The sequence below is a fragment of the Halomonas sp. 3F2F genome (assembly GCF_014897805.1).
Lineage (GTDB): Bacteria > Pseudomonadota > Gammaproteobacteria > Pseudomonadales > Halomonadaceae > Vreelandella.
This window is the reverse complement of sequence record NZ_JABUZE010000100.1, coordinates 24,247-47,248: the sequence shown is the minus strand read 5'-3', so window position 1 is coordinate 47,248 and position 23,002 is coordinate 24,247. Positions and strand designations below refer to the sequence as shown.

General features: G+C 53.0%; 21 protein-coding genes and 1 tRNA gene. 16 read left to right on the top strand and 6 right to left on the bottom strand.

Going from position 1 to position 23,002, the window contains the following annotated elements; genetic code table 11:
* Positions 1-128: 128 nt before the first annotated feature.
* The 3 genes from pgsA to uvrY all read right to left on the bottom strand — a co-directional run bounded on the left by pgsA (position 129) and on the right by uvrY (position 3,286).
* Positions 129-677, bottom strand: a complete 549-nt coding sequence (pgsA, locus tag INT21_RS11740; RefSeq protein ID WP_038482886.1) for a CDP-diacylglycerol--glycerol-3-phosphate 3-phosphatidyltransferase — start codon at positions 675-677, stop codon at positions 129-131.
* Between the two features lie 97 nt (positions 678-774).
* The gene (gene uvrC / locus INT21_RS11735) at positions 775-2,589 is read right to left on the bottom strand and encodes an excinuclease ABC subunit UvrC (RefSeq protein WP_089038595.1); all 1,815 of its coding nucleotides are present in this window, start codon (positions 2,587-2,589) and stop codon (positions 775-777) included.
* Positions 2,590-2,635: 46 nt separating this feature from the next.
* On the bottom strand, positions 2,636-3,286 hold the full coding sequence (gene uvrY / locus INT21_RS11730) for a UvrY/SirA/GacA family response regulator transcription factor (protein ID WP_038482893.1): 651 nt from the start codon (positions 3,284-3,286) through the stop codon (positions 2,636-2,638).
* A gap of 196 nt (positions 3,287-3,482) precedes the next feature.
* Between uvrY and INT21_RS11725 the strand changes: the two genes are divergently transcribed.
* Positions 3,483-3,558, top strand: a tRNA-Ala gene (locus INT21_RS11725).
* Between the two features lie 182 nt (positions 3,559-3,740).
* Here INT21_RS11725 and argF read toward each other — a convergent pair.
* A complete protein-coding gene (gene argF / locus INT21_RS11720) occupies positions 3,741-4,667 on the bottom strand; it encodes an ornithine carbamoyltransferase (RefSeq protein WP_193059257.1) in 927 nt (308 codons plus the stop codon).
* A gap of 221 nt (positions 4,668-4,888) precedes the next feature.
* Between argF and grxD the strand changes: the two genes are divergently transcribed.
* From grxD to INT21_RS11680, 9 genes are all read left to right on the top strand, one after another.
* On the top strand, positions 4,889-5,239 hold the full coding sequence (gene grxD, locus INT21_RS11715) for a Grx4 family monothiol glutaredoxin (protein ID WP_038482899.1): 351 nt from the start codon (positions 4,889-4,891) through the stop codon (positions 5,237-5,239).
* Positions 5,240-5,374: 135 nt separating this feature from the next.
* Positions 5,375-7,081 (top strand): DNA polymerase III subunit gamma/tau, encoded by a 1,707-nt coding sequence (dnaX, locus tag INT21_RS11710; protein ID WP_226930632.1) that lies wholly within the window; start codon positions 5,375-5,377, stop codon positions 7,079-7,081.
* Position 7,082: 1 nt separating this feature from the next.
* On the top strand, positions 7,083-7,526 hold the full coding sequence (locus INT21_RS20390) for a DNA polymerase III subunit gamma/tau C-terminal domain-containing protein (protein ID WP_319022695.1): 444 nt from the start codon (positions 7,083-7,085) through the stop codon (positions 7,524-7,526).
* A gap of 54 nt (positions 7,527-7,580) precedes the next feature.
* Positions 7,581-7,907, top strand: coding sequence for a YbaB/EbfC family nucleoid-associated protein (locus INT21_RS11705; protein WP_038482905.1), 327 nt, complete (start codon positions 7,581-7,583; stop codon positions 7,905-7,907).
* Between the two features lie 2 nt (positions 7,908-7,909).
* Positions 7,910-8,515 (top strand): recombination mediator RecR, encoded by a 606-nt coding sequence (gene recR / locus INT21_RS11700; protein ID WP_125746835.1) that lies wholly within the window; start codon positions 7,910-7,912, stop codon positions 8,513-8,515.
* Positions 8,516-8,567: 52 nt separating this feature from the next.
* The gene (gene rnd / locus INT21_RS11695; RefSeq protein WP_193068468.1) at positions 8,568-9,698 is read left to right on the top strand and encodes a ribonuclease D; all 1,131 of its coding nucleotides are present in this window, start codon (positions 8,568-8,570) and stop codon (positions 9,696-9,698) included.
* Positions 9,698-9,991 carry a YcgL domain-containing protein gene (locus tag INT21_RS11690; protein WP_038482913.1) on the top strand — a complete coding sequence of 98 codons (294 nt, stop codon included), beginning with the start codon at positions 9,698-9,700 and terminating at the stop codon, positions 9,989-9,991. Before rnd ends, INT21_RS11690 begins: the two co-directional genes overlap by 1 nt.
* A 47-nt stretch (positions 9,992-10,038) precedes the next feature.
* Positions 10,039-10,674, top strand: a complete 636-nt coding sequence (locus tag INT21_RS11685; RefSeq protein WP_226912760.1) for an acyl carrier protein phosphodiesterase — start codon at positions 10,039-10,041, stop codon at positions 10,672-10,674.
* Positions 10,655-11,113 (top strand): YcgN family cysteine cluster protein, encoded by a 459-nt coding sequence (locus INT21_RS11680; RefSeq protein WP_038482916.1) that lies wholly within the window; start codon positions 10,655-10,657, stop codon positions 11,111-11,113. Before INT21_RS11685 ends, INT21_RS11680 begins: the two co-directional genes overlap by 20 nt.
* Before the next feature lie 56 nt (positions 11,114-11,169).
* Here INT21_RS11680 and INT21_RS11675 read toward each other — a convergent pair whose 3' ends face one another.
* A complete protein-coding gene (locus INT21_RS11675) occupies positions 11,170-11,337 on the bottom strand; it encodes a hypothetical protein (RefSeq protein WP_193059276.1) in 168 nt (55 codons plus the stop codon).
* A gap of 172 nt (positions 11,338-11,509) precedes the next feature.
* Positions 11,510-13,615, bottom strand: coding sequence for a S9 family peptidase (locus INT21_RS11670; protein WP_193059277.1), 2,106 nt, complete (start codon positions 13,613-13,615; stop codon positions 11,510-11,512).
* 62 nt (positions 13,616-13,677) lie between these two features.
* On the opposite strand from INT21_RS11670, the gene INT21_RS11665 reads away from it, so the two are divergent.
* The 6 genes from INT21_RS11665 to INT21_RS11640 all read left to right on the top strand — a co-directional run bounded on the left by INT21_RS11665 (position 13,678) and on the right by INT21_RS11640 (position 22,999).
* Positions 13,678-14,103, top strand: coding sequence for a hypothetical protein (locus tag INT21_RS11665; protein WP_193059278.1), 426 nt, complete (start codon positions 13,678-13,680; stop codon positions 14,101-14,103).
* 33 nt (positions 14,104-14,136) lie between these two features.
* Positions 14,137-14,922: a class II glutamine amidotransferase gene (locus INT21_RS11660; protein ID WP_089037892.1), complete on the top strand. Its 786-nt coding sequence runs from the start codon at positions 14,137-14,139 to the stop codon at positions 14,920-14,922.
* A 185-nt stretch (positions 14,923-15,107) separates the two neighbouring features.
* On the top strand, positions 15,108-16,778 hold the full coding sequence (locus tag INT21_RS11655) for an AMP-binding protein (RefSeq protein ID WP_193068466.1): 1,671 nt from the start codon (positions 15,108-15,110) through the stop codon (positions 16,776-16,778).
* A gap of 100 nt (positions 16,779-16,878) precedes the next feature.
* Entirely contained in the window at positions 16,879-20,892 is a 4,014-nt protein-coding gene (gene hrpA, locus INT21_RS11650; RefSeq protein ID WP_193068465.1) for an ATP-dependent RNA helicase HrpA, read from the top strand.
* A 108-nt stretch (positions 20,893-21,000) separates the two neighbouring features.
* Positions 21,001-22,122, top strand: coding sequence for a beta-ketoacyl-ACP synthase III (locus INT21_RS11645; protein WP_193068464.1), 1,122 nt, complete (start codon positions 21,001-21,003; stop codon positions 22,120-22,122).
* A gap of 76 nt (positions 22,123-22,198) precedes the next feature.
* Positions 22,199-22,999 carry an MlaA family lipoprotein gene (locus INT21_RS11640; RefSeq protein ID WP_193068463.1) on the top strand — a complete coding sequence of 267 codons (801 nt, stop codon included), beginning with the start codon at positions 22,199-22,201 and terminating at the stop codon, positions 22,997-22,999.
* Positions 23,000-23,002 lie beyond the last annotated feature (3 nt).

The following is a 23,002-nucleotide window of genomic DNA, read 5'->3' as shown; positions in this document are numbered from 1 at the left end:
CCTCGCCTTGGCAAGGCGATGCTCTACCACTGAGCTATTCCCGCTCGACTCGAGGGCGAATTATACACATCGCTACGCGCTTGTCAATTAATGAATTTGTCTGAAGGTTCAGTCGTCTAGAGAGTCGATCACATGGAACGACTCAAGTGGGGCCAGGCCGCTTTAAGGTACTGCGCCATGGACCACAGCGTAAGAATGGCTGCAGCGTAAAGAACAACCACACCCATTAGCGCAAACTCATGTCCTGGAGGGAAGGCCAGAAGTATGAGCAAGGCAACCATCTGCAGTGTTGTTTTAAGCTTACCGATCCAGGACACCGCAACCATACCTCGCTTGCCCATTTCGGCCATCCACTCACGAAGTGCCGAAATGACGATTTCGCGGCCGATAATGACCAATGCGGGCAGTGTTAATACCAGTGTGTCAAAACGCTCAATGAGTAGCGCCAGTGCAACCGCGACCATCAATTTATCAGCCACAGGATCGAGAAACGCGCCAAACGGCGTTGATTGATTCCAGCGGCGGGCTAAGTAGCCATCTAGCCAGTCGGTGATGGATGCTAGTGCAAATAAGCCTGCAGCGACTGGCATACTCCAACTGAAAGGTAGGTAAAAAAGCACTACTAACAGTGGAATAAAAACGATTCTTGCCAGAGTAAGTATGTTGGGTATATTCATCGCGGGGCGCGATCCTTGCCGGAGAGTCATGGAAGACGGAGTGTAGTGGGGGATATTCTATCCCCCTTGGTGCTTAGCATCCATGTTAACAGTAGGTTTATCCATTTAGGGATTGGTAAATTGTCTCAGCGAGCGAGGCATTAATGCCAGGTACGCGCGCCAGCTCATCGCGGCTAGCTTTCTGAACGCCCTGCAAGCCGCCGAAGAAGCGTAATAGTTCGCGCCGTCTTTTAGGGCCTATGCCGGGAATGTCTTGAAGTGTAGAGGTGCGGCGTGCTTTGTCACGTTGAGCGCGGTGGCCGGCAATGGCAAAACGGTGAGATTCATCGCGTATATGCTGAATTAAATGTAATGCTGGCGACGCGGGGTCAAGGGGTAAGGGATTGTCAGTGGTTTCTAGAAAGAGCGTTTCTAGGCCTGCTTTACGAGTGGTGCCTTTAGCAACGCCGAGCAAAATGATATCGGTAACCGCTAGCTCGGTTAACACACCGCGAGCCATGTTCAACTGACCTTTGCCGCCATCGACGATCAAAATGTCAGGCGCCACTGCCTCGCCGCTTTTTACCCGTTTAAGGCGGCGTGTTAGTGCTTGTTGCATGGCTGCATAATCATCGCCTGCGGCGACGCCTTCGATGCGGAAGTGGCGGTAATCGCTCTTGCGTGGGCCCTGATGGTCAAATACGACACAGGAAGCAACGGTCGCTTCCCCATGGCTGTGGCTAATGTCAAAACACTCAAGGCGCTGGGGTATTTTGTCCAATGCGAGCGCTTTCTGGAGGGCTTCAAATCGCTGAGTAAGCTGGGTTTTGTTAGCTAGCTGCGAAGCAAGCTGTTGCTCGGCATTGGTCATAGCCAGATGCTGCCACTGGGCGCGATGCCCCCGAACTTGGCTGGTGACGCGAACGCGTTTGCCCGCTTGCTGTGAAAGTGCGTCGGCAATCAGTGGGCTATCTTCCAGTGGGTGGCTGGTAATTACTTCACTGGGTACGTTGTGGGGTTGACCAAAGTAGTACTGGCTAACGACTTCCGTCAGCAGCATGTCCGGTGGCAGGTCGAGGTCGTTTTTAGGCGTGTGATGGCGAGCGCCCAGTAAGCGGCCATCGCGAACGCTAAGTATTGATATGCCTAACGCCCCTGGGCGTTGGGCTAGCGCAAAGACATCGGCATCACCACTTTCGTTATCGACAAACTGGCGTTGCTGTAACTGGCGTAGCTGCTGTATTTGGTCACGCAGCCTTGCTGCTTCTTCAAAATTCAAAGCGCGGCTGGCCGTTTCCATCTCCTCGCTAAGAAGCTGGGTGACGTGTTCGCTTTTACCTTCAAGGCACATCACTGCATGCTCAACGTCGCGTCGATAATCTGCTTCCGAAATGAAGTCAACGCAAGGCGCGCTACAGCGCTGAATTTGATATTGCAGGCATGGTCGAGAGCGGTGGGCAAACACGCTATCTTCACAATTACGTATGCGAAAAATTTTCTGCATCAGCGCTAGGCTTTCTTTCACCGCTCCGCTACTTGGATAAGGACCTAAATAGCGGCCATCTCCTCGACGCTGTCGCGCGCGTTTATATTCAAGCGCAGGGTAAGCGTGCCGATCGGTCACAAATACGAAAGGGTAGGACTTGTCGTCTCTTAGCAGAATGTTATAGGGCGGACGCAGTTCTTTTATCAGCGTCTGCTCTAGCAGCAGGGCCTCTGTTTCGCTACGGGTGACGGTAATTTGGATATCTGCAATTCGTGCCACCATCGCCTGGGTTTTGGCATTAAGCTGGCCACGGAAATAGCTAGCAAGTCGAGCTTTCAGGCGCTTGGCTTTGCCGACATAGAGAGTGTTGCTGTGCTCGTCCAGCATCCTATAAACACCGGGCGAGGCACTGACAGAGCTTAAAAATTGCTTGGCATCAAAAGTCATGGCTGGATATCGGCGCTTCTAGGCAACGGAAGCTGCGATGGTAGGTCTATCCCAGCATGGCGTCAAAGCCCTCAACTAAACCGTGGCGTAGTGCTAGGTGGGTAAGCTCTACATCGGTAGCGACCTCTAGTTTGTCAAATAGCCGATAGCGATAGGTGTTCACTGTTTTGGGGCTAAGGTGCAAGCGGTCTGAAATATCCTGGACGCGCTGGCAGTTGACAATCATCAGGGCGATTTGTAGCTCACGATGCGATAGGTGTCTAAACGGATTGTCTTCGTCAGTAAAATGGGAAAGCGCCAACCGCTGGGCGATTTCTTGGCTGACATAGCGCTTTCCGTGAAAGACTTGGCGGATAGCGTCGGTCATCTCTGACGTGTCAGCCCCTTTGCTGAGGAAGCCAATCGCACCCGCTTCCAGCATGAGCCGTAACGCACTATCTTCAATGTGAGCGGTTAATATGAGTACTTTGACGTCTTCCATTGTTCTATGGATGCGGCGAGTAGCTTCGAGTCCGCCGATGCCCGGCATGCGAATATCCATAACGACAATGTCAGGTTTTAAACGACGGCATTGAGCCACTGCGCTTTCGCCATCGTCGACCTCACCTACGACTTTAATATCGCACTCTTCGTTTAGCAGATGAGCAATGCTGGTTCTCACTAGGTGATGATCATCGGCGATTAAAACTTTGATCAAGGTGCAGGCTCCTGCATGAAATCATCGTAGTGGTGGGCCTAAGCCGCGTTGCATGATATAGAGTGCCACAGCTCTAAACAAAGGAGAATTTAGTTGATAGTTGTTCATGATTAGCTTGACGCTAAGCAAATTACTGGCGTAGTATCTCGCCGCTGCTCAATGAGTGGTTTGAAGAAAGCGGCATGTAAAACTATGTGGGGCCTTAGCTCAGCTGGGAGAGCGCAACACTGGCAGTGTTGAGGTCAGCGGTTCGATCCCGCTAGGCTCCACCATTTTATAGACCCACAGAATCCAAAAAAACGCCTCGTTACCAGTAACGAGGCGTTTTTTTATGCTTATCATTTTCAATTGATAGTTCGTGCGAGGGTATATGCGAGAGTACGTGTGAGAGTGCGTGCTGTTGGGCGTTCACGTGACTGAAAGCCTGTGCTAAAAAAGCACGTACCCTTAGGCGTTACTCGTCGTTGGCAATTTTGCCAAGCAGTAAAAATTCAATTAGCGCTTTTTGTGCATGCAGGCGATTCCCCGCTTCTTGCCACACGACAGCGCGTGGATCGTCCAATAAGGTAGTGCTGATCTCTTCGCCGCGGTGGGCAGGCAGGCAGTGTAGGAAAAGCACATCAGGTTGTGCGCTATCAAGCATTGCTTCAGTGACCTGGAAGCCTGCAAAGTCTGCTTCGCGCTTAGCTTGTTCTTCTTCCTGCCCCATGGATGCCCACACATCTGTCGTGATCAAGTCGGCGTCTTTGGCAGCCTCGTGGGGGTTGTGATGCAACGTTACGCAGTCCCCGGCGGCTTCCATAATGTCAGCGCGGGGTTCATAGCCTTTAGGGCAACAAACGCGCAGTTTGAAACCAAACTGACGGGCGGCATTAATCCAGGAGTGGCACATGTTATTGCCATCACCTACCCAAACAGCCGTGCGTCCTTCTACACTGCCACGCAGCTCGGTCCAGGTCATCACGTCTGCAAGCAATTGGCAAGGATGGTAATCGTCACTTAACGCGTTAATCACAGGCACGCTGCTGGCGTTGGCATAGGCTTCTAAGCCTGCGTGTGAAAAGGTCCGAATCATTACCGCATCGACCATTTCGGACAGTACGCGGGCGGTGTCTTCAATCGGCTCTCCACGCCCTAGCTGGGTGTCGCGGGGAGAGAGAAAGAGGGCGTGACCGCCGAACTGCGCCATGCCGGTTTCAAACGACACACGAGTGCGAGTCGAAGATTTTTCAAAAATCATCGCCAGCGTGCGGTTAGGCAGCGGCGTATAGATGGGGCCGTTAGCCTTGAGCTCGGTTTTGATCTTAATCGCACGCTGAATCAGGTACGCCAGCTCATCTGGGGTTAAATCCAGCAAGGTTAAGAAATGGCGTGTCGCCATGATGATATCTCTCCGCGCAAAAACACTATCCTAGCGATGCGGCGGGGGATGCGCAACGCGCTCGGCATGCGTAGAATGACGACCCACATGGTAAGGCCGAGTAGTTTGCTCAAGTATTAGGTTGCACAGCAACAAAAGGTAATCTTCGGCTTTAAGGGTTAAAGCGAGTTAACGAATTGCGTAAACTGGCGAGATAACATCACTTGTTTTAGGAGCACATCATGAGTACGACTGCCGAAAATATTCAGCGCCAAATTAGTGAAAACCCCATTCTTATCTACATGAAAGGTACCCCCCAGCTGCCGCAGTGTGGTTTTTCTGCACAAACAGTGCAGGCGCTGATGGGCTGCGGTGAGCGTTTTGCCTTTGTTAACGTGCTGGATAATCCAGATATTCGCGCTGAGCTGCCAAAAATTGCTAACTGGCCGACCTTCCCGCAGCTTTGGGTGGAAGGCGAATTGGTTGGCGGCTGCGATATCGTGATCGAGATGCATCAAAGTGGTGAGCTCGAAAAGCTGATCAAAGAAGCTGCCCAGCGTGCTGGCGCTGCTGAAAGTGACAACAACGCTTAACGTTTATTGCCCAATGCCGCTTGGTCTGGTGGACTGCTAGTCTATTGGGCTGAGCGGTTGGCGGGCTGCAGCGCAGCCGCTAGAATGGTGTCCTTTTCGCATCGACAGTTAGCCCGCCAAAGGAAGTAATGCTCAATGAGCTATCAGGTTCTGGCCCGCAAATGGCGGCCGCGTACATTCCACGAGCTCGTGGGCCAGGCCCATGTTCAGCGCGCCTTGGTCAATGCGCTCGACCAAGGCCGTCTTCACCATGCCTACCTATTTACGGGTACTCGCGGGGTGGGCAAGACCACCCTTGCGCGTATCCTGGCTAAATGCCTTAACTGCACCGCAAATGGCCGTGGTAATGAAGGCATTACCTCAACGCCTTGCGGTAAGTGCGACAGCTGTCGCGCGATTGATGAAGGTCGATTCGTTGACTTGATCGAGGTCGATGCTGCTTCACGGACAAAGGTTGAAGATACCCGAGAGCTGCTTGATAACGTGCAGTATGCGCCAACGCAAGGGCGCTATAAGGTGTACCTGATTGACGAGGTACACATGCTGTCGACCAGCAGTTTCAATGCGTTGCTTAAAACGCTGGAAGAGCCGCCACCCCACGTGAAGTTTCTGCTGGCCACCACAGATCCGCAAAAACTGCCCGCCACCGTCCTATCCCGCTGTTTACAGTTCACGCTTAAGCATATGCCCCCTGAACGGGTGGTAGAGCACCTAACCTATGTGCTGGGGGAGGAAGGGGTCGAGTATGATGAGAGCGCTCTGTGGCTGTTAGGTAAGGCCGCAGAAGGTTCTATGCGCGATGCAATGAGCCTGACCGATCAAGCCATTGCCTTTGGCCAGGGGGCGATTCGCCATGCGGATGTCGCTGCCATGCTGGGTACCTTGGATCATCGCCATGTGTTGGCGCTGGTAGAAGCACTGGCTGATGTTGATGTTCAGCGTCTGCTAGCCGAGGTTGCTCAGTTATCGGAGCAGGGGCCTGATTTTGCAGCAGTATTGGATGAGTTAAGTGCGGTTCTGCATCGCTTGGCTGTGGCGCAGATGGTGCCTGATGCCGTTGATAATAGCCACGGTGATCGAGCGCTTATTCAACAGCTGGCGAGCCGCTTTACTGCCGAGGATATTCAACTCTATTACCAGATCGGCATTCAAGGGCGCGGCGACATGGTGCATGCACCTGATCTGCGCAGTGCGCTGGAAATGACGCTGTTGCGAATGCTGGCGTTTCGCCCCCAGGGCGTACCAAAGCCTGCTGCCACGCCGCTTCCGCTGCGTCGCGAACCTTCCAGTGACGCTGTTTCCCAAGCCGCGGTGTCGCATGAGCCTGTCTCTCATGAACCTGTCTCTCATGAACCTGCTGCTCAGGTAGCTGCATCTGAGGATAGCGACGCATCTGAACCAGTCTCTGCCCATGAGCCAGCGGCAAAAAAGCTTGAGCCTGCGCTGCCGAGCAATCAGGCAACAATGCCTGACTCAGCCGCGGTGCAGGCGAGTGCTGCCCCGGGTGCAACTGACGAGTTAAGCGCGCCTGACGCTGTTTCATCAGAGCAAGCCAGAGCCAGAGCCAGAGCCAGAGCCAGAGCCAGAGCCAGAGCCAGAGCCAGAGCCAGAGCCAGAGCCAGAGCCAGAGCCAGAGCCAGAGCCAGAGCCAGAGCCAGAGCCAGAGCCAGAGCCAGAGCCAGAGCCAGAGCCAGAGCCAGAGCCAGAGCCAGAGCCAGAGCCAGAGCCAGAGCCAGAGCCAGAGCCAGAGCCAGAGCCAGAGCCAGAGCCAGAGCCAGAGCCAGAGCCAGAGCCAGAGCCAGAGCCAGAGCCAGAGCCAGAGCCAGAGCCAGCTTCCAGTGAGGTGCCAGCCAGTGCTGCCAACAGCCAGGTCGCTGCTGACGAACGTCTAGACCATGCTGGCTGGCTGGCATGCTTCAGTGCCCTTGGGTTAGGCGGGCTTACCCGTAATTTGGCAGCGCACTGTCAGCTTGAAAGCGATGATGGCCACACGGTGGTGCTGCGGCTTGATCCTGGGCAATCCGCTATGCAGGCCGATGTTCACAATGGCCGTATTGAGCGCGCGCTAAGTAGTTATGGGCTGCCTCGGCGCATCGAGTTTACGGTGGCTGACTTAGCACCTGATCTTGAAACGCCCCGCCAGCAGGAAGAGCGTCAGCAGAAAGAGCGCCACGCGTTGGCTGTTGATCTATTACACCGCGACCCCAATATACAGAAGCTACAGCAGGCATTTGGGGCTACTCTCATTGAGTCAACCGTTAAACCCGCGTCTGACAAGCGTTCTTAGCCGCTGACGATTGACTCGCGATGCTTATTTTATATTCCTTCAGGAGATAACCGCATGTTTAAAGGTGGAATGGGCAACATAATGAAGCAAGCCCAAGAGATGCAGGAAAAGATGCAGCAGATTCAAGAAGAAGCTGCTAAAGCGGAAGTCCATGGCGAAGCGGGCGCCGGTATGGTGAAAATCACCATGAACGGCCGCCACGATGTTACCAATGTCACTATTGATCCCAGCGTTCTTGAAGAAGACAAAGAGCTGCTGGAAGATTTGCTCGCCGCTGCCGTGAATGATGCTGTTCGAAAAGTGGAAGCAAACTCCAAAGCGAAAATGGAAGAAGCGACGGCAGGCTTGAACTTGCCGCCCGGCTTTAAGATGCCGTTCTAAACATGCGCTTCTCCCCGCTTGTTGAGCAACTGATGGACGCTTTTCGCGTGTTGCCGGGCGTTGGGCCAAAAACGGCCCAACGCATGGCCATGCACCTGTTAGAACGCGAGCGCCCAGGAGGGCAGCGGTTGGCAGCGGTGATTCAGCAGGCCATTGAAGAGGTCGGTTATTGTCAGCGCTGCCGTACGTTGACCGAAGCGGATATCTGCGCGCTGTGCGAAAGTCCCCGGCGTGATGATGCGCTGCTGTGTGTGGTTGAGTCGCCTGCTGATCAGCTTGCTATTGAAGAGGCGGGTGGCTTTCAAGGGCGTTATTTTGTATTGCATGGTCACCTTTCTCCGCTGGACGGCATTGGCCCAGATGCCATTGGATTGGATCTATTGGAAAGCCGCGTCGCAGAAGGCAATATTCGCGAAATCGTGCTTGCCACCAATCCCACTGTAGAAGGCGAAGCGACAGCGCACTTCATTGCCGCCCAGCTTGCTCACTACGGTGTCTCTTTTTCGCGACTCGCCTATGGTGTGCCCATGGGAGGGGAGCTTGAGTATGTAGACGGTGGTACGCTAAGCCGCGCCTTTAATGGTCGCCAGCCTTTCGCCAGCGATTGACCTTATAAAAAACGCAAGCGCTTTTGCGATTGTGCCAACCCGGAAGTTTGCTTTGTCCTCTTTAGCCCCCTCGTTGTATCAATGGATTGATAGTGCCGACGCCTTAGATGCTGTATGCGAGCAAGTCGCCGGTGCCAGTGTGATTGCCCTAGATACTGAATTTTTCCGTGAAAACACGTTTTTTCCGGTGCCAGCGCTTGTTCAGTTCACCACCGGTGACATGGCGTATTTAGTGGACCCGTTGAGCACGCCTTGCACCGCTGCTTTTCGTGATTTGTTGCAAAATAGTGCCATCAAATTACTGCATGCCTGCAGCGAAGACCTCGAGGTTTTCCAACACTGGGCCGGCGTATTGCCAGCACCGCTTATAGATACGCAAGTCGCTCAGGCTTTTTTGGGGGAAACTCCCGGCATGGGCTATCAAAAATTGGTAGAGCACTGGATGGGGGAAACGCTGCCTAAAGAGGAAACGCGTTCCAACTGGTTAGAGCGCCCCTTAACGCCCTCCCAGTGCGAATATGCGGCGTTAGATGTTATCTATTTGCTGAAGGTCTGGAGGCTTCAAGCGGAGAAGCTTGAACAACTGGGGCGGCGCGAGTGGCTTGACGATGAGTGTGCCAGTCTTATCGAGCAGGCAGGTCGCAGCGTAGAGAGCGATGGCCAATGGTATACGCGCCAGCGGCAGTTGTGGCGCCTTGATCCTCGACAGCTTGAAGCCTACCGCTTAATGACCATTTGGCGGGAAGGCGAAACCCGCCGTCGGGATTTGCCGCGCAATTGGTTGGTTAGCGATAAGCTGCTGTTCGCGGTGGCTGAAAAAATACCTAAAAATCGTTATGAGCTAGCAGAAATTGAAGGGGTTAAGCCGCCCCTGGTTAAAAAAGAAGGCGATACGCTGCTGTCGCTGGTGAAACAGGCTCAGCATTGCCCCGAAAGTGATTTGCTGGCGCGCTGGCCAGACCCGATGCATCCTGTGTTTAAGCGGCGCTTTAAAGCACTTAAAAAAGTAGTGGCTGAGAAGGCTGCTGAGCTGCAAATAGCGCCCGAGATGTTGCTGCGGCGGCGAGATATTGAGGCGCTTGTGATGCAGCAGCTTGCTAATCAGCCATTAACCACTCCTGGCGGCTGGCGTGATGCCTATTTAACTCAAGAAATTCATCAAGCGCTTGAGGAGTTATCGTAATGAGCGAGAAATTGCTTTGTGAGATTTTAAAAAGCTCACGCAAAGACGAGATGTATCTCTACATAGACAAACAGAAAGGGTTGTCATCCGTGCCCGACGCATTGATGGATACCTTCGGTAAGCCAGTGCCGGTGCTGACAATGATACTGACTGCCGATAAAAAGCTGGCTCGAGTGAACGCTGCTGATGTGATGGATGCAATCCAAGAGCAAGGCTTTTACCTGCAAATGCCGCCTGCGAAAGAAGCCTATTTGCTGGATGTTCATCGCGCTCAGGCGGCTAACCGCGAATGAGCGTTATGAGCTTCTTGCCATGAACGTTCTGCCATGAGCGTTTTGCCATGAACTTTCTTGCCCATGCTTGGCTTGCCCATCCTGGCAGTGATGAGTTTCTGTACGGAAATCTGATTGCTGACGGCGTGAAGGGGCAAGACTTAACGGCTTGGTCGCCAGATGTTGCTCGCGGCATACGTCATCATCGCCGCGTGGATGCCTGGATTGATCGGCACCCAAACGTTTTAGAAGCAAAGCGTCGCGCGCCACACGCTCAGCGGCGTTACGCCGGTATCGCGTTAGATATCGTGTGGGATCATTTTCTTGCTCGTCAGCAGGCGGGAGAGCAGCAGCACCAGTTAATCGAGCGCTGCTATCAGCTGTTACAGGCTTGGCCTGCGCCGCAACGGTTGTCTACCATGATGCCGTTGATGATTAAGCATGACTGGCTGCACCGTTACGCTGATTTTGACTTTACCTGCCGTGCAGTAGCAGGCATTGGTCAGCGGCTATCGGGGCCGAACCGCTTAGCCGAGTTAGTGCCTTGGCTTTACGAAGACTATCCATGCCTAGCGGCCGACTTCGCCGTGTTATGGCAAGAGTGTCGTGCCACGCTAACCAGCAGTGGTGGTACTGCGGAGAGTGGGAGTTATTCAGACATGTTGAAAGTAAAGGGAGTCAATGATGGTGGCGGCCATGCGTGAGCGCTTCTGGGAAAGATACTCGCTAGAAGAATTAACGCCCCAAGAGTGGGAGGCGCTATGCGATGGCTGCGGCCAGTGTTGCTTGTTGAAGCTCCACGACGATGAAACGCAAGAATTGGCGGTGCTTAACGTTGCCTGTCGGTTGCTGGACATTCACAGTTGCCAGTGCAGTGACTATGAAAATCGTTTCGATAGCGTACCCGACTGTACCCAACTGACGCCTGAGCTCGTCAAAGAGTTTACCTGGCTGCCGCACACATGTGGCTATCGGCGTGTTGCTGAAGGACGCAAGCTAGCAGGATGGCATCCGCTGCTGAGTAACGATGCTGAGCGCGTTCACCGGAAGGGCGTAAGCGTAAGAAGTTTTGCGGTTTCTCAAGATGACGTGCCCGAGCGCCTTTTGGAAGAGCATATTATCGCTGTATTGCCGATGTCCTAAACCTAACAGTCGCCCTCCCTGGCATGCTCACTAACCGCTGGCTAACGGTAATAACGTTAGCTGGCGGTTTTGCTTTTTGTGCTATCCCAAATGGTTAAAAACGCTTCTTTAAACGGTGAGGGCTGTGGCTTCGCTGTGGTTTCTCGCGTCGCCGCTTGATCGGTTGGCTCTGTTGTCTTTGGCGGGGTATCCCAAATTGTTGGAAACTGTTCCTGATAGCGCATGGTGTGCTCCTGACTTTGTGAACTAGACGTTTGTCTATAAAACTTATAGGTAGTATGACGTAAAAAACACTTTGTGGAAATGTTTTCCATAAAGTGTTTGTTCACAAAAAAGCAGCGCCTGGGCGCTGCCTGAATGTTATTTTCGAGCTGTCGGCTGTTTCTTGATAAGCAACTATTGCGCTTGCTTTGCCGCGTCCATAGGGGCTAGCCCGAGCGCCCACAGGATAAATGCGTCTTGGCGAGCCGCATCTCGCCAAGCTTTGAACCTGCCGGAGGCGCCGCCGTGGCCGCTGGTCATGTCGGTGTGAAGCAGTACAGGGGCATTGCCTTGCTGTGCCTCGGTAACGCGGGCATAAAACTTGGCAGGCTCCCAGTAACTAACGCGAGTATCAAACCAGTTGCCCTCTATCCATAGTGATGGGTAGTGCTGGGCGCGTATGTTGTCGATAGGTGAGTAGCCAGCGATACGCTCGGCGACTTCTGGGGCTTCAGGATTGCCCCACTCACTATATTCGGCGGTGGTAAGCGGTAACTCTGGGTTCTGCATGGTGCGGAGCACATCCAGAAACGGCACCTCCAATACTGCTGCGCAAAATGCCTCAGGTTTACGATTGACGCAGGTGCCGACTAGCAAACCGCCTGCGCTTGCCCCGCAAGCCACGATCCGTTCTGGCTGGCTAAGCCCCTGGTTTACTAGCGCCTCTCGGGCAGCTAAGAAGTCGTTAAAGCTATTCTCTTTATGAGCCATTTTGCCATTTAGATACCATGGTTCGCCTCGCTCACCGCCGCCGCGTACGTGGGCGACTGCAAATGCTGCGCCACGCTCCAGTAGTTCGAGCCGAGCAATTGAGAACCAGGGGTCAAGCGCTTCACCATAGGCGCCGTAACCATACAGCAGCGTGGGCAGTGGTTGGCCGGCTAAGTCAGCGCGCATGACAATGGATACTGGCACGCGTTCGCCGTCAGCGCTAGTTGCCCATATGCGCTGGCTGACTAGTTGATCAGGCCGCAGTTGACCGTAAACGGGGACTTGCTTTAGCAACGTACGTTCACCGCTATCCAGGTTTAGCGCATACCAACTGGGAGGGCGAGTGAACGACTCTTCGCGTAGGTGTACGGTATTTGCATCGAAGTGCGGCGAATCTTCTAGTAGCTGCGAGCAGGGCGTTTCAGGTAGTTCGATATGCTTATCTAGTGTGAGGTTGTGATCTTTATCTAGCACTAAGCGGCGTAACATAACCTGGGCATCGCGATGGCTTCGCTCGGCGATGATTAGCCCCCATTCAAACGCATCGATCCCTTCTAGGGTAGTGTCTTCACGGTGAGCTATCAGCGACTTCCACTCGGGAGCAGGGTTGCTTTGTTGATCAGCGCGTGTGAAGTCGAGCTGAAAATGCGGGCCTGCGAGATTTTGTAAGCGATAAAACGTACCAGGGCGATGATCAATGCTCACTTCAACCCCTGCCTGGCGGGCATGTAGGCACATCGGGGGAGCATGGGGCTGATCTGCCAGCACGGCATGAATTTCTGTTGTATCTTTCGAACCGCTTTCAATCAAAAGCCATGCTTTCGAGCGCGTTTTGCCAATCCCAATCCAGAACTCCGGATCGTTCTCACGCATTACTAAGGTTGGTTCAGCAAGGCGCTCTGGCGTTGAAAACGGTATCCACACACGCCAGATGGAGTCCGGGCGCTGAGTGTCATCAAAGCGTGTAAATAGCAGCGTTGCGCCGTTGGTTGTCTCATCCTCTGCCCAGCATACGCTAGGGCCAATATCGCTAAGTAGTTGCTGAGGTTTACCGTCGGGTAGCGCCTTTAACCATAGAGTAAAGCGCTCGTCGCCTTGGGTATCTTCCGTCCAGGCAAGCCACTGCTCATTCGGGGAAAGTGCCATGTCACCCATGTCATAAAAAGGCTGATCGGCGGCACGTTCGCGTACGTCAAGAAAGCACTCGTGAGCATCGGGCTGGTTGTTAGGGTGGCGCCACCAGCAAGGGTAATCATCCTCGGCGGCGGTATTGCTCCAGAACGTAAAGTGGTCAAGCGCTGTCTTAAGGCTGGTTATTGCCAATTCACGACGCGCTAAGTGGCTTTGATAAAGTGTTTCAGCAAGCGGCCGTAAAGGAGCAAACCATTCATCATGCTGATGGTTCGCGGCTTCTAAAAAAAGCGATACGTCAGGCGCATCACGCTCTTCTAACCAGTGCCATTCTGGAGAATTAGCGCGATAATAATGTGTGACAGGCGAGCCTTCGTGCTTATCAGGCTGTGCTTTCATAAATTGATAGGTACCATAACGGGAAATCAACGTCGGGTGTCTCCACCCACATGAGGGGTATTATGCTGTTTGAAGACTCAATGTCACTGCTGTGGTCAAGTTATTACGTTCTTTCACTGGTTGTGCTGGTTGCTGTCTACTTTGCGCTAGCATTCTTGCCTCGCCTACCGCGTTTGGTAATTACCTGGTGTGTGGCGGGAGCGATGTGGATACCTGCAGGGTATCAGTTACCGTTAGTAGAAGAGGGTGAGTTTTATACTGGTTGGGCACCGGCTGCCATGGTGTCTGCGGTTGCTTTTCTTGAGCATAGCGCCAGTGCACTACGTGGTGGTTTGCTGTGGTTGATTTTAGGCATTGCCTTAGGCGCATGTGTTGGCATTGCCCTGTGGTGGTGGCGTAGGCCAGAACCTTATGATGATGTGTCTCAGCATCAGTCCCAGGAAGAAGATCCTCAGCCAACCCGGCGCCGGGAGCCAGTGATTACCTAATGCGAGTACAAGGCGCGATGATGGAGCTAGCCGATGTGTGAATTACTAGGCATGAGCGCCAATGTTCCTACCGATATTTGTTTCAGCTTTTCCGGCTTTTTACACCGCGGTGGGGGCACTGGGCCTCACCGCGATGGGTGGGGCATCGCATTTTACGAGGAGGGGGGGTACCGCGAGTTTCGTGATCCTCACCCCTCGGTTAATTCCCCGATAGCCCGCTTAATCTGTGAATATCCTATCAAGTCCAATGTAGTGATTAGCCACATTCGCCAAGCGAATGTGGGTGGCGTACGGCTGGCAAATACGCACCCATTTACCCGTGAAATGTGGGGGCGACCCTGGTGCTACGCCCATAATGGTCAGTTGAGTGATTGGCAGCAGTTGCCGTTAGGTACGTACACCCCGGTAGGTAACACAGATAGTGAACACGCTTTCTGCTGGCTAATGGGCGAACTGCGTCGTTGCTTTCCCACGCCGCCTGCGTCTCCTGAATCATTGTGGGAGCGTTTGCACGGGCTATGTGAAGAGTTGCGCGGACTAGGCGTTTTTAACCTACTGTTATCTGATGGCGTTTACTTATACAGCTACTGCTCGACTAAATTGGCTCATATCACTCGCCGCGCGCCCTTTGGCGAGGCGGAGCTGTCCGATGCAGAGTTAACGGTTAACTTTATCGAGCATACGACGCCTAACGATATTGTCTCTGTGATTGCTACAGAGCCACTTACCCAAAATGAAGCGTGGCAGCGAATGGTTCCTGGTGAATTATTGGTATGGCGCGAGGGAGAGATCAAAGCGCGTTACGGTCATAGCAAATAGGGTGGCGACACAGCGTGAGCGACAGCAACAGGGCCGTGCTTTAAGCTAAAGTTGAAACGCCAGTTTCAATCGATCGTTTTACAGCGTGCTGCCTGTCGTATATGGTTGGCTCTTTTAGGCTTGCTACTTAGTCACGCACAATAACAAGGTCGGTCAAATATCGACACGGATAGCGGAGATTGCCCATGAGCGAACACGCCAATGCCCACGTACTACGTGGCCCAGTGCTTGAAGGCTTGGATCAGTACAACTCAGTCACGGATGTCTTTCATTCAGCGGTTAAACGTTTTGCCAACAAGCCGGCATTTAGCTGCATGGGCAAAACCCTAACGTTTGCCGATCTTGATCGTCTGTCTGCCAATTTTGCAGCTTGGTTGCAGCATGAAACCGACTTGGTTCCTGGAGACCGGATCGCCATTCAGTTGCCTAACGTGCTGCAGTTTCCCGTGGCGGTGTTTGGTGCACTAAGGGCGGGGCTCGTGGTCGTTAATACCAATCCGCTTTACACCGAGCGGGAGATGGCGCACCAGTTCAAAGACTCAAATGCCAAAGCCATTGTGATTTTGGCCAATATGGCGGATAAGCTTGAGAAAGTGCTGGATAAAACGGATATCCAACACGTCTTGGTTACCCAGCTTGCCGATATGCACGATGTGCCGAAGCGTTGGCTAATTAACGCCGTTGTTAAGCACGTTAAAAAGATGGTGCCTGCCTACTCGCTACCCAACGCTGTTGGCTTCCGCGATGCACTGAAAAAAGGCGCGTCGTTACATCATACTGAGGTGCAACGCACCATGGATGATGTGGCTGCACTGCAATACACCGGTGGCACCACCGGTATGCCTAAAGGCGCGATGCTGACCCACCAGAACCTAGTTGCCAATATGCTTCAGGCGCGTGCTGCTATCGGTGAACACTTGACCGATGGCGAAGAGCTGGTAATTGCGCCATTGCCGGTTTATCACATCTATACGTTTACCGTTAACTGTTTATTCCTGATGGAAACAGGCAACCACTCGCTATTGATTACTAATCCTCGTGACTTAGCTAGCTTTGTCAAAGAGCTTAAAGGCTTGCCGTTTACCGGGTTTATTGGTCTGAACACGCTGTTTAATGCGCTGTGTAACCGAGATGATTTTAAGCAGCTCGATTTTTCAAAGCTAAAGCTGACCATTTCCGGCGGTATGGCACTGACTAAAGCGGCGGCTCAGCGTTGGGAAGAGACAACGGGGTGCCCGATTGCAGAGGGCTACGGGCTAACGGAAACATCGCCCATTGTTAGCTTTAACCCTACAAACGCTATACAGCTGGGCACCATTGGTAAGCCAGTGGCTGGTACCGCTGTGAAAGTGATAGATGCAGACGGCAATGATGTTCCCATGGGTGAGCCCGGTGAGCTTTGCGTGCAAGGGCCTCAGGTGATGAAAGGTTACTGGCAGCGCGAAGATGAAACCCGCAATTCTATTGATGAAAACGGCTGGTTCCACACGGGCGATATTGCCGTGTTGCAAGATGATGGCTACATCAAGATCGTTGATCGTAAAAAAGATATGATTTTAGTATCTGGCTTTAATGTCTACCCAAATGAAATAGAAGATGTCGTGGCAGCGCATCCAGATGTGTTGGAGTCTGCAGCAGTGGGTGTGCCCGATGAAGGTGCTGGAGAAGCCATCAAGCTATTCGTTGTTTCCAAAAACAGTGAGTTAGACGCTGAGACGCTGCGCAAGTGGTGCAAAAAAGAGCTAACCGGCTACAAAGTTCCGAAGTACGTAGAGTTCCGTGATGAGCTTCCCAAAACCAACGTTGGCAAGGTGTTGCGTCGACAGCTCCGCGATCAGGAAACAAGCAACGCTTAAGCGCTTAATGAGTTCGCTATTAGGTGGCTGTTAGGCGTCCTGTTATCGAAGGCGTTACAATAGTCGGCCCACTCATGCAGTGGGCCGATTTTATTCTGAGATGGAAACCGAGCCTAACGTGACCACCGACACGCAAACTTCCCATGCTGACGCCCAGAACGCTTATCCACTCACCGTATTAGATGAGGAGATAAGGCACGTTATGCTGCGTGATGCACAGCAGCTAGCGCGTCGTGTGGCAGGCCTTAAGCGGCGTCAACGAGACAGAAAACCGATTGACCACGGTGTCCAGCAAGTTCAGCGCGACCTGGAAAAAGCTAAGCGCCTGCTTGCTAACCGTGAAGCACTGAAGGTGGCGCTGGATTATCCTGCCGAGTTGCCTGTAGTAGAACGACGAGAGGATATCCTAAACGCTATCCGCGACCATCAGGTAGTGGTCGTGGCGGGGGAGACAGGGTCGGGTAAAACCACTCAGCTGCCTAAAATTTGTTTAGAGCTTGGCCGTGGGCGTAAAGGGGTGATTGGGCATACCCAGCCACGCCGACTGGCAGCGCGTAGCGTTGCTGGGCGATTAGCGGAAGAGATGAGCGTGCCGCTGGGTGAGCAGGTCGGCTACCAAGTACGCTTCAATGATCAAAGCTCCCCAAATACGCTCGTAAAGCTGATGACGGACGGTATCCTGCTGGCAGAAACCCAGCACGATCCTTTGCTGCTGCGTTACGACACGCTGATTATTGATGAGGCGCACGAGCGCAGCCTTAACATCGACTTTTTGCTGGGTTATTTAAAGCGCCTGCTGCCGAAACGTCCTGATCTAAAAGTTATTATTACCTCAGCCACCATTGATGTAGATCGTTTTGCTGCCCACTTCGGCAGTGCCAACGCGCCTGCGCCGGTGGTTGAAGTCTCTGGCCGCACTTTTCCCGTCGATGTGCATTACCGCCCGCTGGCGCGTAGCGAAGAGGATGAGGATGACCGGACACTGCAAGAAGGCATTTTGCACGCCGTGCGCGAAATCGAAACCATCGAGCGTGAGAAGGGCTGGCTGCATGGTCCACGCGATGTGCTGGTGTTTTTACCCGGGGAGCGGGAGATTCGTGAGACAGCCGATACGCTGCGGCGGGCTGACCTAACCGGCACCGAGATATTGCCGCTCTATGCTCGGCTTTCCAACGAAGAGCAAAATCGTGTCTTCGCTTCTCACAAAGGGCGGCGAATTGTGCTGGCGACTAACGTTGCTGAAACCTCGCTCACGGTACCGGGTATTCGCTACGTTATTGACCCTGGCTTGGTGCGTATCAGCCGCTACAGCTATCGGGCGAAAATACAGCGGCTACCGATTGAGCCGATTAGCCAGGCCAGCGCCAATCAGCGTAAAGGCCGCTGTGGCCGTGTAGCGGAAGGGGTGTGTATTCGTCTTTATGATGAAGAAGACTTCCTGTCGCGGCCAGCGTTTACCGATCCAGAAATTCAGCGCACCAATTTAGCGTCGGTCATTCTTTCCATGCTGGCGCTGAAGCTTGGCAGTATTGAAGCTTTTCCCTTTGTCGACCCGCCCGATAGCCGATTCGTAAAAGATGGCTTTCGTTTGCTGTTTGAGCTGGGGGCGGTAGACGACCAGCAGCGCCTGACCCCGCTGGGCCGCAAGCTCGCTAAGCTACCCATCGACCCACGCCTAGCGCGCATGGTGCTGGCAGGTGCCGAACGAGGCAGCCTTCGGGATGTGTTGATTGTGGTATCGGCTCTGGCGATACAAGACCCTAGAGATCGGCCTGCTGACAAACGCCAAGCGGCGGATCAAGCGCACCAGCGCTGGCATGATCCCGATTCTGATTTTGTTGCGTTGTTAAACTTATGGCATGGCATCGAAAATGCCCGCGAGGCTCTCTCAGGCAACCAACTACGTCGCTGGTGTCGCGAGCACTATATTAACTATCTGCGCATGCGCGAATGGCATGACACGTTCCGTCAATTGCGTCAGCTGCTGCGCGATATGGACATCGACGTGCCCGCACCGCTGCCCAGAGATGAAGACGAAAGCGAAGAGCAGGCCAAGCAAGCGCGTCGTAAAACGTCAGGAAAACTGCACCAAGCGCTGTTATCTGGGCTGCTTTCTAACCTGGGAACACTGCTGGAAAATCGTGAATATCTCGGTGCGCGTAATCGTAAGTTTATGATTCACCCCGGTTCAGGGCTGGCGAAAAAAACGCCGAAGTGGGTAATGGCGTTTGAGCTGATTGAAACCACGAAATTGTTCGCCCGTACAGTGGCGAAAATTGACCCTCAGTGGATTGAGCCTCAAGCGCAGCACTTGATAAAAAGCAGCTATAGCGAGCCGCACTGGGAAATGAAACGTGCCCAGGTAGTTGCGTTCGAGCAAGTAACCCTGTTTGGTCTGCCTATCGTTGCCCGTCGCCGCGTGCATTATGGCCCTATTGCTCCCCAAGAGTCCCGTGAGCTGTTTATTCGTCGTGCGCTAGTGGAAGGCGAATTTCAGACTAAGGGTGAGTTTTTTGCCCATAACCGAGCGTTGATTGAAGAAGTCGAGGCACTCGAAGATCGTGCACGTCGGCGCGATATTCTGGTCGATGAAGAGACGTTGTTTGCTTTTTATGATGAACGGCTCCCTCACGATATCGTTAATGGCAAAGGATTTGAGCACTGGCGCAAGCAGGTAGAGCGTGAGTCTCCTGACTTATTAAAATTCGATATTGAGGCACTTAAAACACGGGATGCCAACGACGTGACTCAGGCGCAGTACCCTGACCACCTAACGTTAGCAGGGGTTGCCTATCCGGTTAGCTATCACTTTGATCCTGATGCAGAAGATGATGGCGTTACGCTAACAGTGCCTGCCGCTATGTTGCCTCAGTTGCCCGTGCACGCGCTTGAGTGGTTAGTGCCGGGGTTGCTGCGCGAAAAGTGTATTGCGCTACTTAAATCACTGCCGAAAAGCATTCGTCGTCAAGTGGTCCCCATTCCTGACTGGGTCGATGCGGCGCTGGAAATGCTCGTGCCTGATAACCGCCCACTGACCGAGGCGCTTGGCGAGTTTATTCGGCGGCGAACGGGTACTCGTGTACACCCAGATGACTGGCGGCTTGACCTGCTAGCACCACATTTAATCATGAACGTGCGCGTTGTTGATCACGCTGGTAAAACGCTGGGCCAGGGGCGTGACGTACGTGCCCTGGAAAGGCGCTTTGAAGAAGCCGCCAGCAGGGGAGCTCAGGCGTTAGCGGAGCAGGCTAATCAGGCTCCGGCGCTTGAAGGTCTACCTAGTGAGCCGCTTCCCGAGTCTCGGGTGACGACTCAGGCGGGTATTCGTGTTGAGGCCTACCCGGCACTGGTAGCAGAAGATGCACGCTTCAAAGTGGCACTTTTCGATCATCCCGCCAAGGCAGCGGCAGCGCATCAAATGGGTGTGGCGCGTTTGGCGATCTCACAACAGCCGGATCAGATGAAAGCGATTAAGCGTTTGCCGGGGGTGGAAAAATGCGCGTTGCTGTTTGCGAAGGTTGGGACCAAAAATGAGCTGGTTGATGATCTTTTACTGGCGGTGTTTACTCAAGTAGTGGCTGCGCATCCTCTGCCACGTTCGGAGCAAGCCCTTAAGCAGCGCTTGCAAACATCTGAAGAAAGCTTGTTAGCGCATGCACAAACACTGTTAACGCATGTTGAGGCGGCGCTGAAAGGGCACTTGGCAGTGACCAAAATTTTAAAAGGGAAGCTCAATTTTGCGTTGGCGCTTGTTTACAGTGATGTCAGCGCGCAGATGAAGCGATTGGTTTACCCCGGTTTCATTCGCGATGCAGGAGAGTGGTTAACGGAGTATCCTCGTTATACAGAGGCTGCGTTAATCCGGCTGGAAAAAGCCGCGCGCGAGCGAGGGCGCGACCAAATGCTAATGCACGATGTCCAAGCATTGGAAACGCGTTTTGACGCGCGCCGTAAAAGTGAGCGCAGAGGCGACGCGGAAGACCCAGAGTTAGTGGCATTTGGTTGGTGGATTCAGGAGCTCCGGGTGTCTCTGTTTGCCCAGCAGCTGGGTACTAAAATGCCCGTTTCTGTAAAGCGCCTAGAAAAGCGTTGGGAAGAGCTTGTTAGCGTTTAACGCTTGTCGTAATACGATAATAGGCTTACGTCGTTAAGCCAATGCACCCAGATGACAACATCGATTGACAGCCAGCGACTCTCAGTAAGCCGCTAAAAGGAGAAAGGCATGACACATGTGGTGATTACCGGTACAGGACTTTACACGCCGGAACACGCCATTGATAACGCGTCGTTGGTGAAAGCATTTAACGCGTGGGTAGACAGCCAAAATGCTCGGCATGCTGATGCGATCTCACGTGGTGAACGAGAGCCGTTGTCACACTCCAGTAGCGAGTTTATTGAAAAGGCATCTGGCATTAAAAGTCGTTATGTGTTGGATGCCTCAGGAATTCTTGACCCAGCGCGAATGCGGCCTAAACTGCCACAGCGCAGCAATGATGAACCGTCTATTCAGTGCGATATGGCTACCCAGGCGGCACAACAAGCATTGGCAGCCGCTAACGTTGATGCCGCTGACATCGAGCTTGTCATCGTGGCGTGTTCGAACCTAGAACGTGCCTATCCAGCTGTGGCTGTCGAAGTTCAGCGGGCGTTAGGCACCAGCGGTTACGGTTTCGATATGAATGTAGCCTGTAGTTCAGCCACATTTGCGCTTGAAACAGCGGCCAATGCGATTGCATCTGGTAGCGTAAAGCGGGCTCTCATTGTAAACCCTGAGATCTGTTCGGCACATCTCAACTTTACAGATCGCGATAGCCACTTTATTTTTGGCGATGCTTGTACAGCAATGGTACTGGAAAGCAGTGATTGCGCTGTGTCTGATGAGCAGTATGAAATATTAGGTACGCGTCTAGTGACGAAGTTCTCTAATGCGATTCGTAATAACGCAGGCTTCCTAAATCGCGTCACCGACAGTGATCCGTTGGCGCTGGACAAATTATTTGTACAAGAAGGGCGGCGGGTGTTCCGAGAAGTGTGCCCCATGGTTGCTCAACTGATTTCGAGCCATTTAGCCTCTCTAGAGCTTTCTGGAAGCGACTTGAAGCGCATGTGGCTGCATCAGGCTAATCAGCATATGAATGACCTGATTGCGCGAAAAGTGCTAGGTGTGGAGCCTAGTAAAACGCAAGCGCCCATTATTCTTGATCGCTATGCTAATACCAGCTCAGCGGGATCGATTATTGCCTTTCACCTGCATCGTGAACAGTTAGAAAGTGGTGATATTGGTGTGATTTGTTCGTTTGGCGCAGGTTACAGCGCCGGTAGTGTTGTTATACGTCGTCAATAACAGTGCTTTTGGTTAATTATTTCCAGGCGTGAAATGCGGCGAGCCGCACGCCACACATGTTGAGAAAGGAGCTACCATGCTTGGGTTGTTAGCAAAGCCAAAAAGCGCGTTTAGTTTGTGCTACAAGGGATTGCCTGTCTTGCTGCTAGCCGTATTAAGCATGAGTGGGTGTGCTAGTTCAGGGGGGAATGTTGGCGAGCAAGTCCACCCTGAAGATCCTTGGGAAGGGTTTAACCGTCGCGTGTTTGCTTTTAATGACGTGCTAGACCGTTACACGTTAAAGCCAATCGCTAAAGGGTACCAGACGGTTACCCCCGATCCCGTGCAAACTGGGGTAGGTAACTTTTTCGCTAACCTTAGCGACGTGCGTACCGCGTTAAATAGTTTACTCCAAGGTAAGCCCGCTAATGCAGGGCTTGCTACTTCGCGCTTTTTAATCAACTCGACGGTGGGTATCGGCGGGCTGTTGGATTACGCTACGTTGATGGAAATCAATGCTGATAAGGAAGATTTCGGACAAACGCTGGCGGTGTGGGGGTGGGATGACTCGCGCTATTTAGTGCTACCGCTGCTCGGTCCTAGAACACTTAGGGATACCACTGGGCTACCTTTTGATATTGCAGCTCATCCGCTTACTTATCTGGATGACCATGCGCTAAGGGATGGTTTAGCGGCACTGGATATTATTCATATTCGCGCAGGGCTACTTGATCAAGAAGACTTGATTAGTGGCGACCGTTACCGCTTTGTTCGTGATGCCTTCTTACAACGCCGTCAGTTTGAGATTAATGATGGTGAGCTTGGGGATGACCCGTTTGCTATGGACGATTTTGAATTCGACGATACCGATTTTGGTGACGACGATTTCGCCGATTGAGGC

Bases quoted from the DNA above. Each gene is read 5' to 3' on its own strand.
- pgsA (WP_038482886.1), bottom strand. From the start codon at position 677: ATGAATATACCCAACATACTTACTCTGGCAAGAATCGTTTTTATTCCA.
- uvrC (WP_089038595.1), bottom strand. From the start codon at position 2,589: ATGACTTTTGATGCCAAGCAATTTTTAAGCTCTGTCAGTGCCTCGCCC.
- argF (WP_193059257.1), bottom strand. From the start codon at position 4,667: ATGGCGACACGCCATTTCTTAACCTTGCTGGATTTAACCCCAGATGAG.
- grxD (WP_038482899.1), top strand. From the start codon at position 4,889: ATGAGTACGACTGCCGAAAATATTCAGCGCCAAATTAGTGAAAACCCC.
- dnaX (WP_226930632.1), top strand. From the start codon at position 5,375: ATGAGCTATCAGGTTCTGGCCCGCAAATGGCGGCCGCGTACATTCCAC.
- INT21_RS11705 (WP_038482905.1), top strand. From the start codon at position 7,581: ATGTTTAAAGGTGGAATGGGCAACATAATGAAGCAAGCCCAAGAGATG.
- recR (WP_125746835.1), top strand. From the start codon at position 7,910: ATGCGCTTCTCCCCGCTTGTTGAGCAACTGATGGACGCTTTTCGCGTG.
- INT21_RS11690 (WP_038482913.1), top strand. From the start codon at position 9,698: ATGAGCGAGAAATTGCTTTGTGAGATTTTAAAAAGCTCACGCAAAGAC.
- INT21_RS11685 (WP_226912760.1), top strand. From the start codon at position 10,039: ATGAACTTTCTTGCCCATGCTTGGCTTGCCCATCCTGGCAGTGATGAG.
- INT21_RS11680 (WP_038482916.1), top strand. From the start codon at position 10,655: ATGGTGGCGGCCATGCGTGAGCGCTTCTGGGAAAGATACTCGCTAGAA.
- INT21_RS11675 (WP_193059276.1), bottom strand. From the start codon at position 11,337: ATGCGCTATCAGGAACAGTTTCCAACAATTTGGGATACCCCGCCAAAG.
- INT21_RS11670 (WP_193059277.1), bottom strand. From the start codon at position 13,615: ATGAAAGCACAGCCTGATAAGCACGAAGGCTCGCCTGTCACACATTAT.
- INT21_RS11665 (WP_193059278.1), top strand. From the start codon at position 13,678: ATGCTGTTTGAAGACTCAATGTCACTGCTGTGGTCAAGTTATTACGTT.
- INT21_RS11660 (WP_089037892.1), top strand. From the start codon at position 14,137: ATGTGTGAATTACTAGGCATGAGCGCCAATGTTCCTACCGATATTTGT.
- INT21_RS11655 (WP_193068466.1), top strand. From the start codon at position 15,108: ATGAGCGAACACGCCAATGCCCACGTACTACGTGGCCCAGTGCTTGAA.
- hrpA (WP_193068465.1), top strand. From the start codon at position 16,879: ATGGAAACCGAGCCTAACGTGACCACCGACACGCAAACTTCCCATGCT.
- INT21_RS11645 (WP_193068464.1), top strand. From the start codon at position 21,001: ATGACACATGTGGTGATTACCGGTACAGGACTTTACACGCCGGAACAC.
- INT21_RS11640 (WP_193068463.1), top strand. From the start codon at position 22,199: ATGCTTGGGTTGTTAGCAAAGCCAAAAAGCGCGTTTAGTTTGTGCTAC.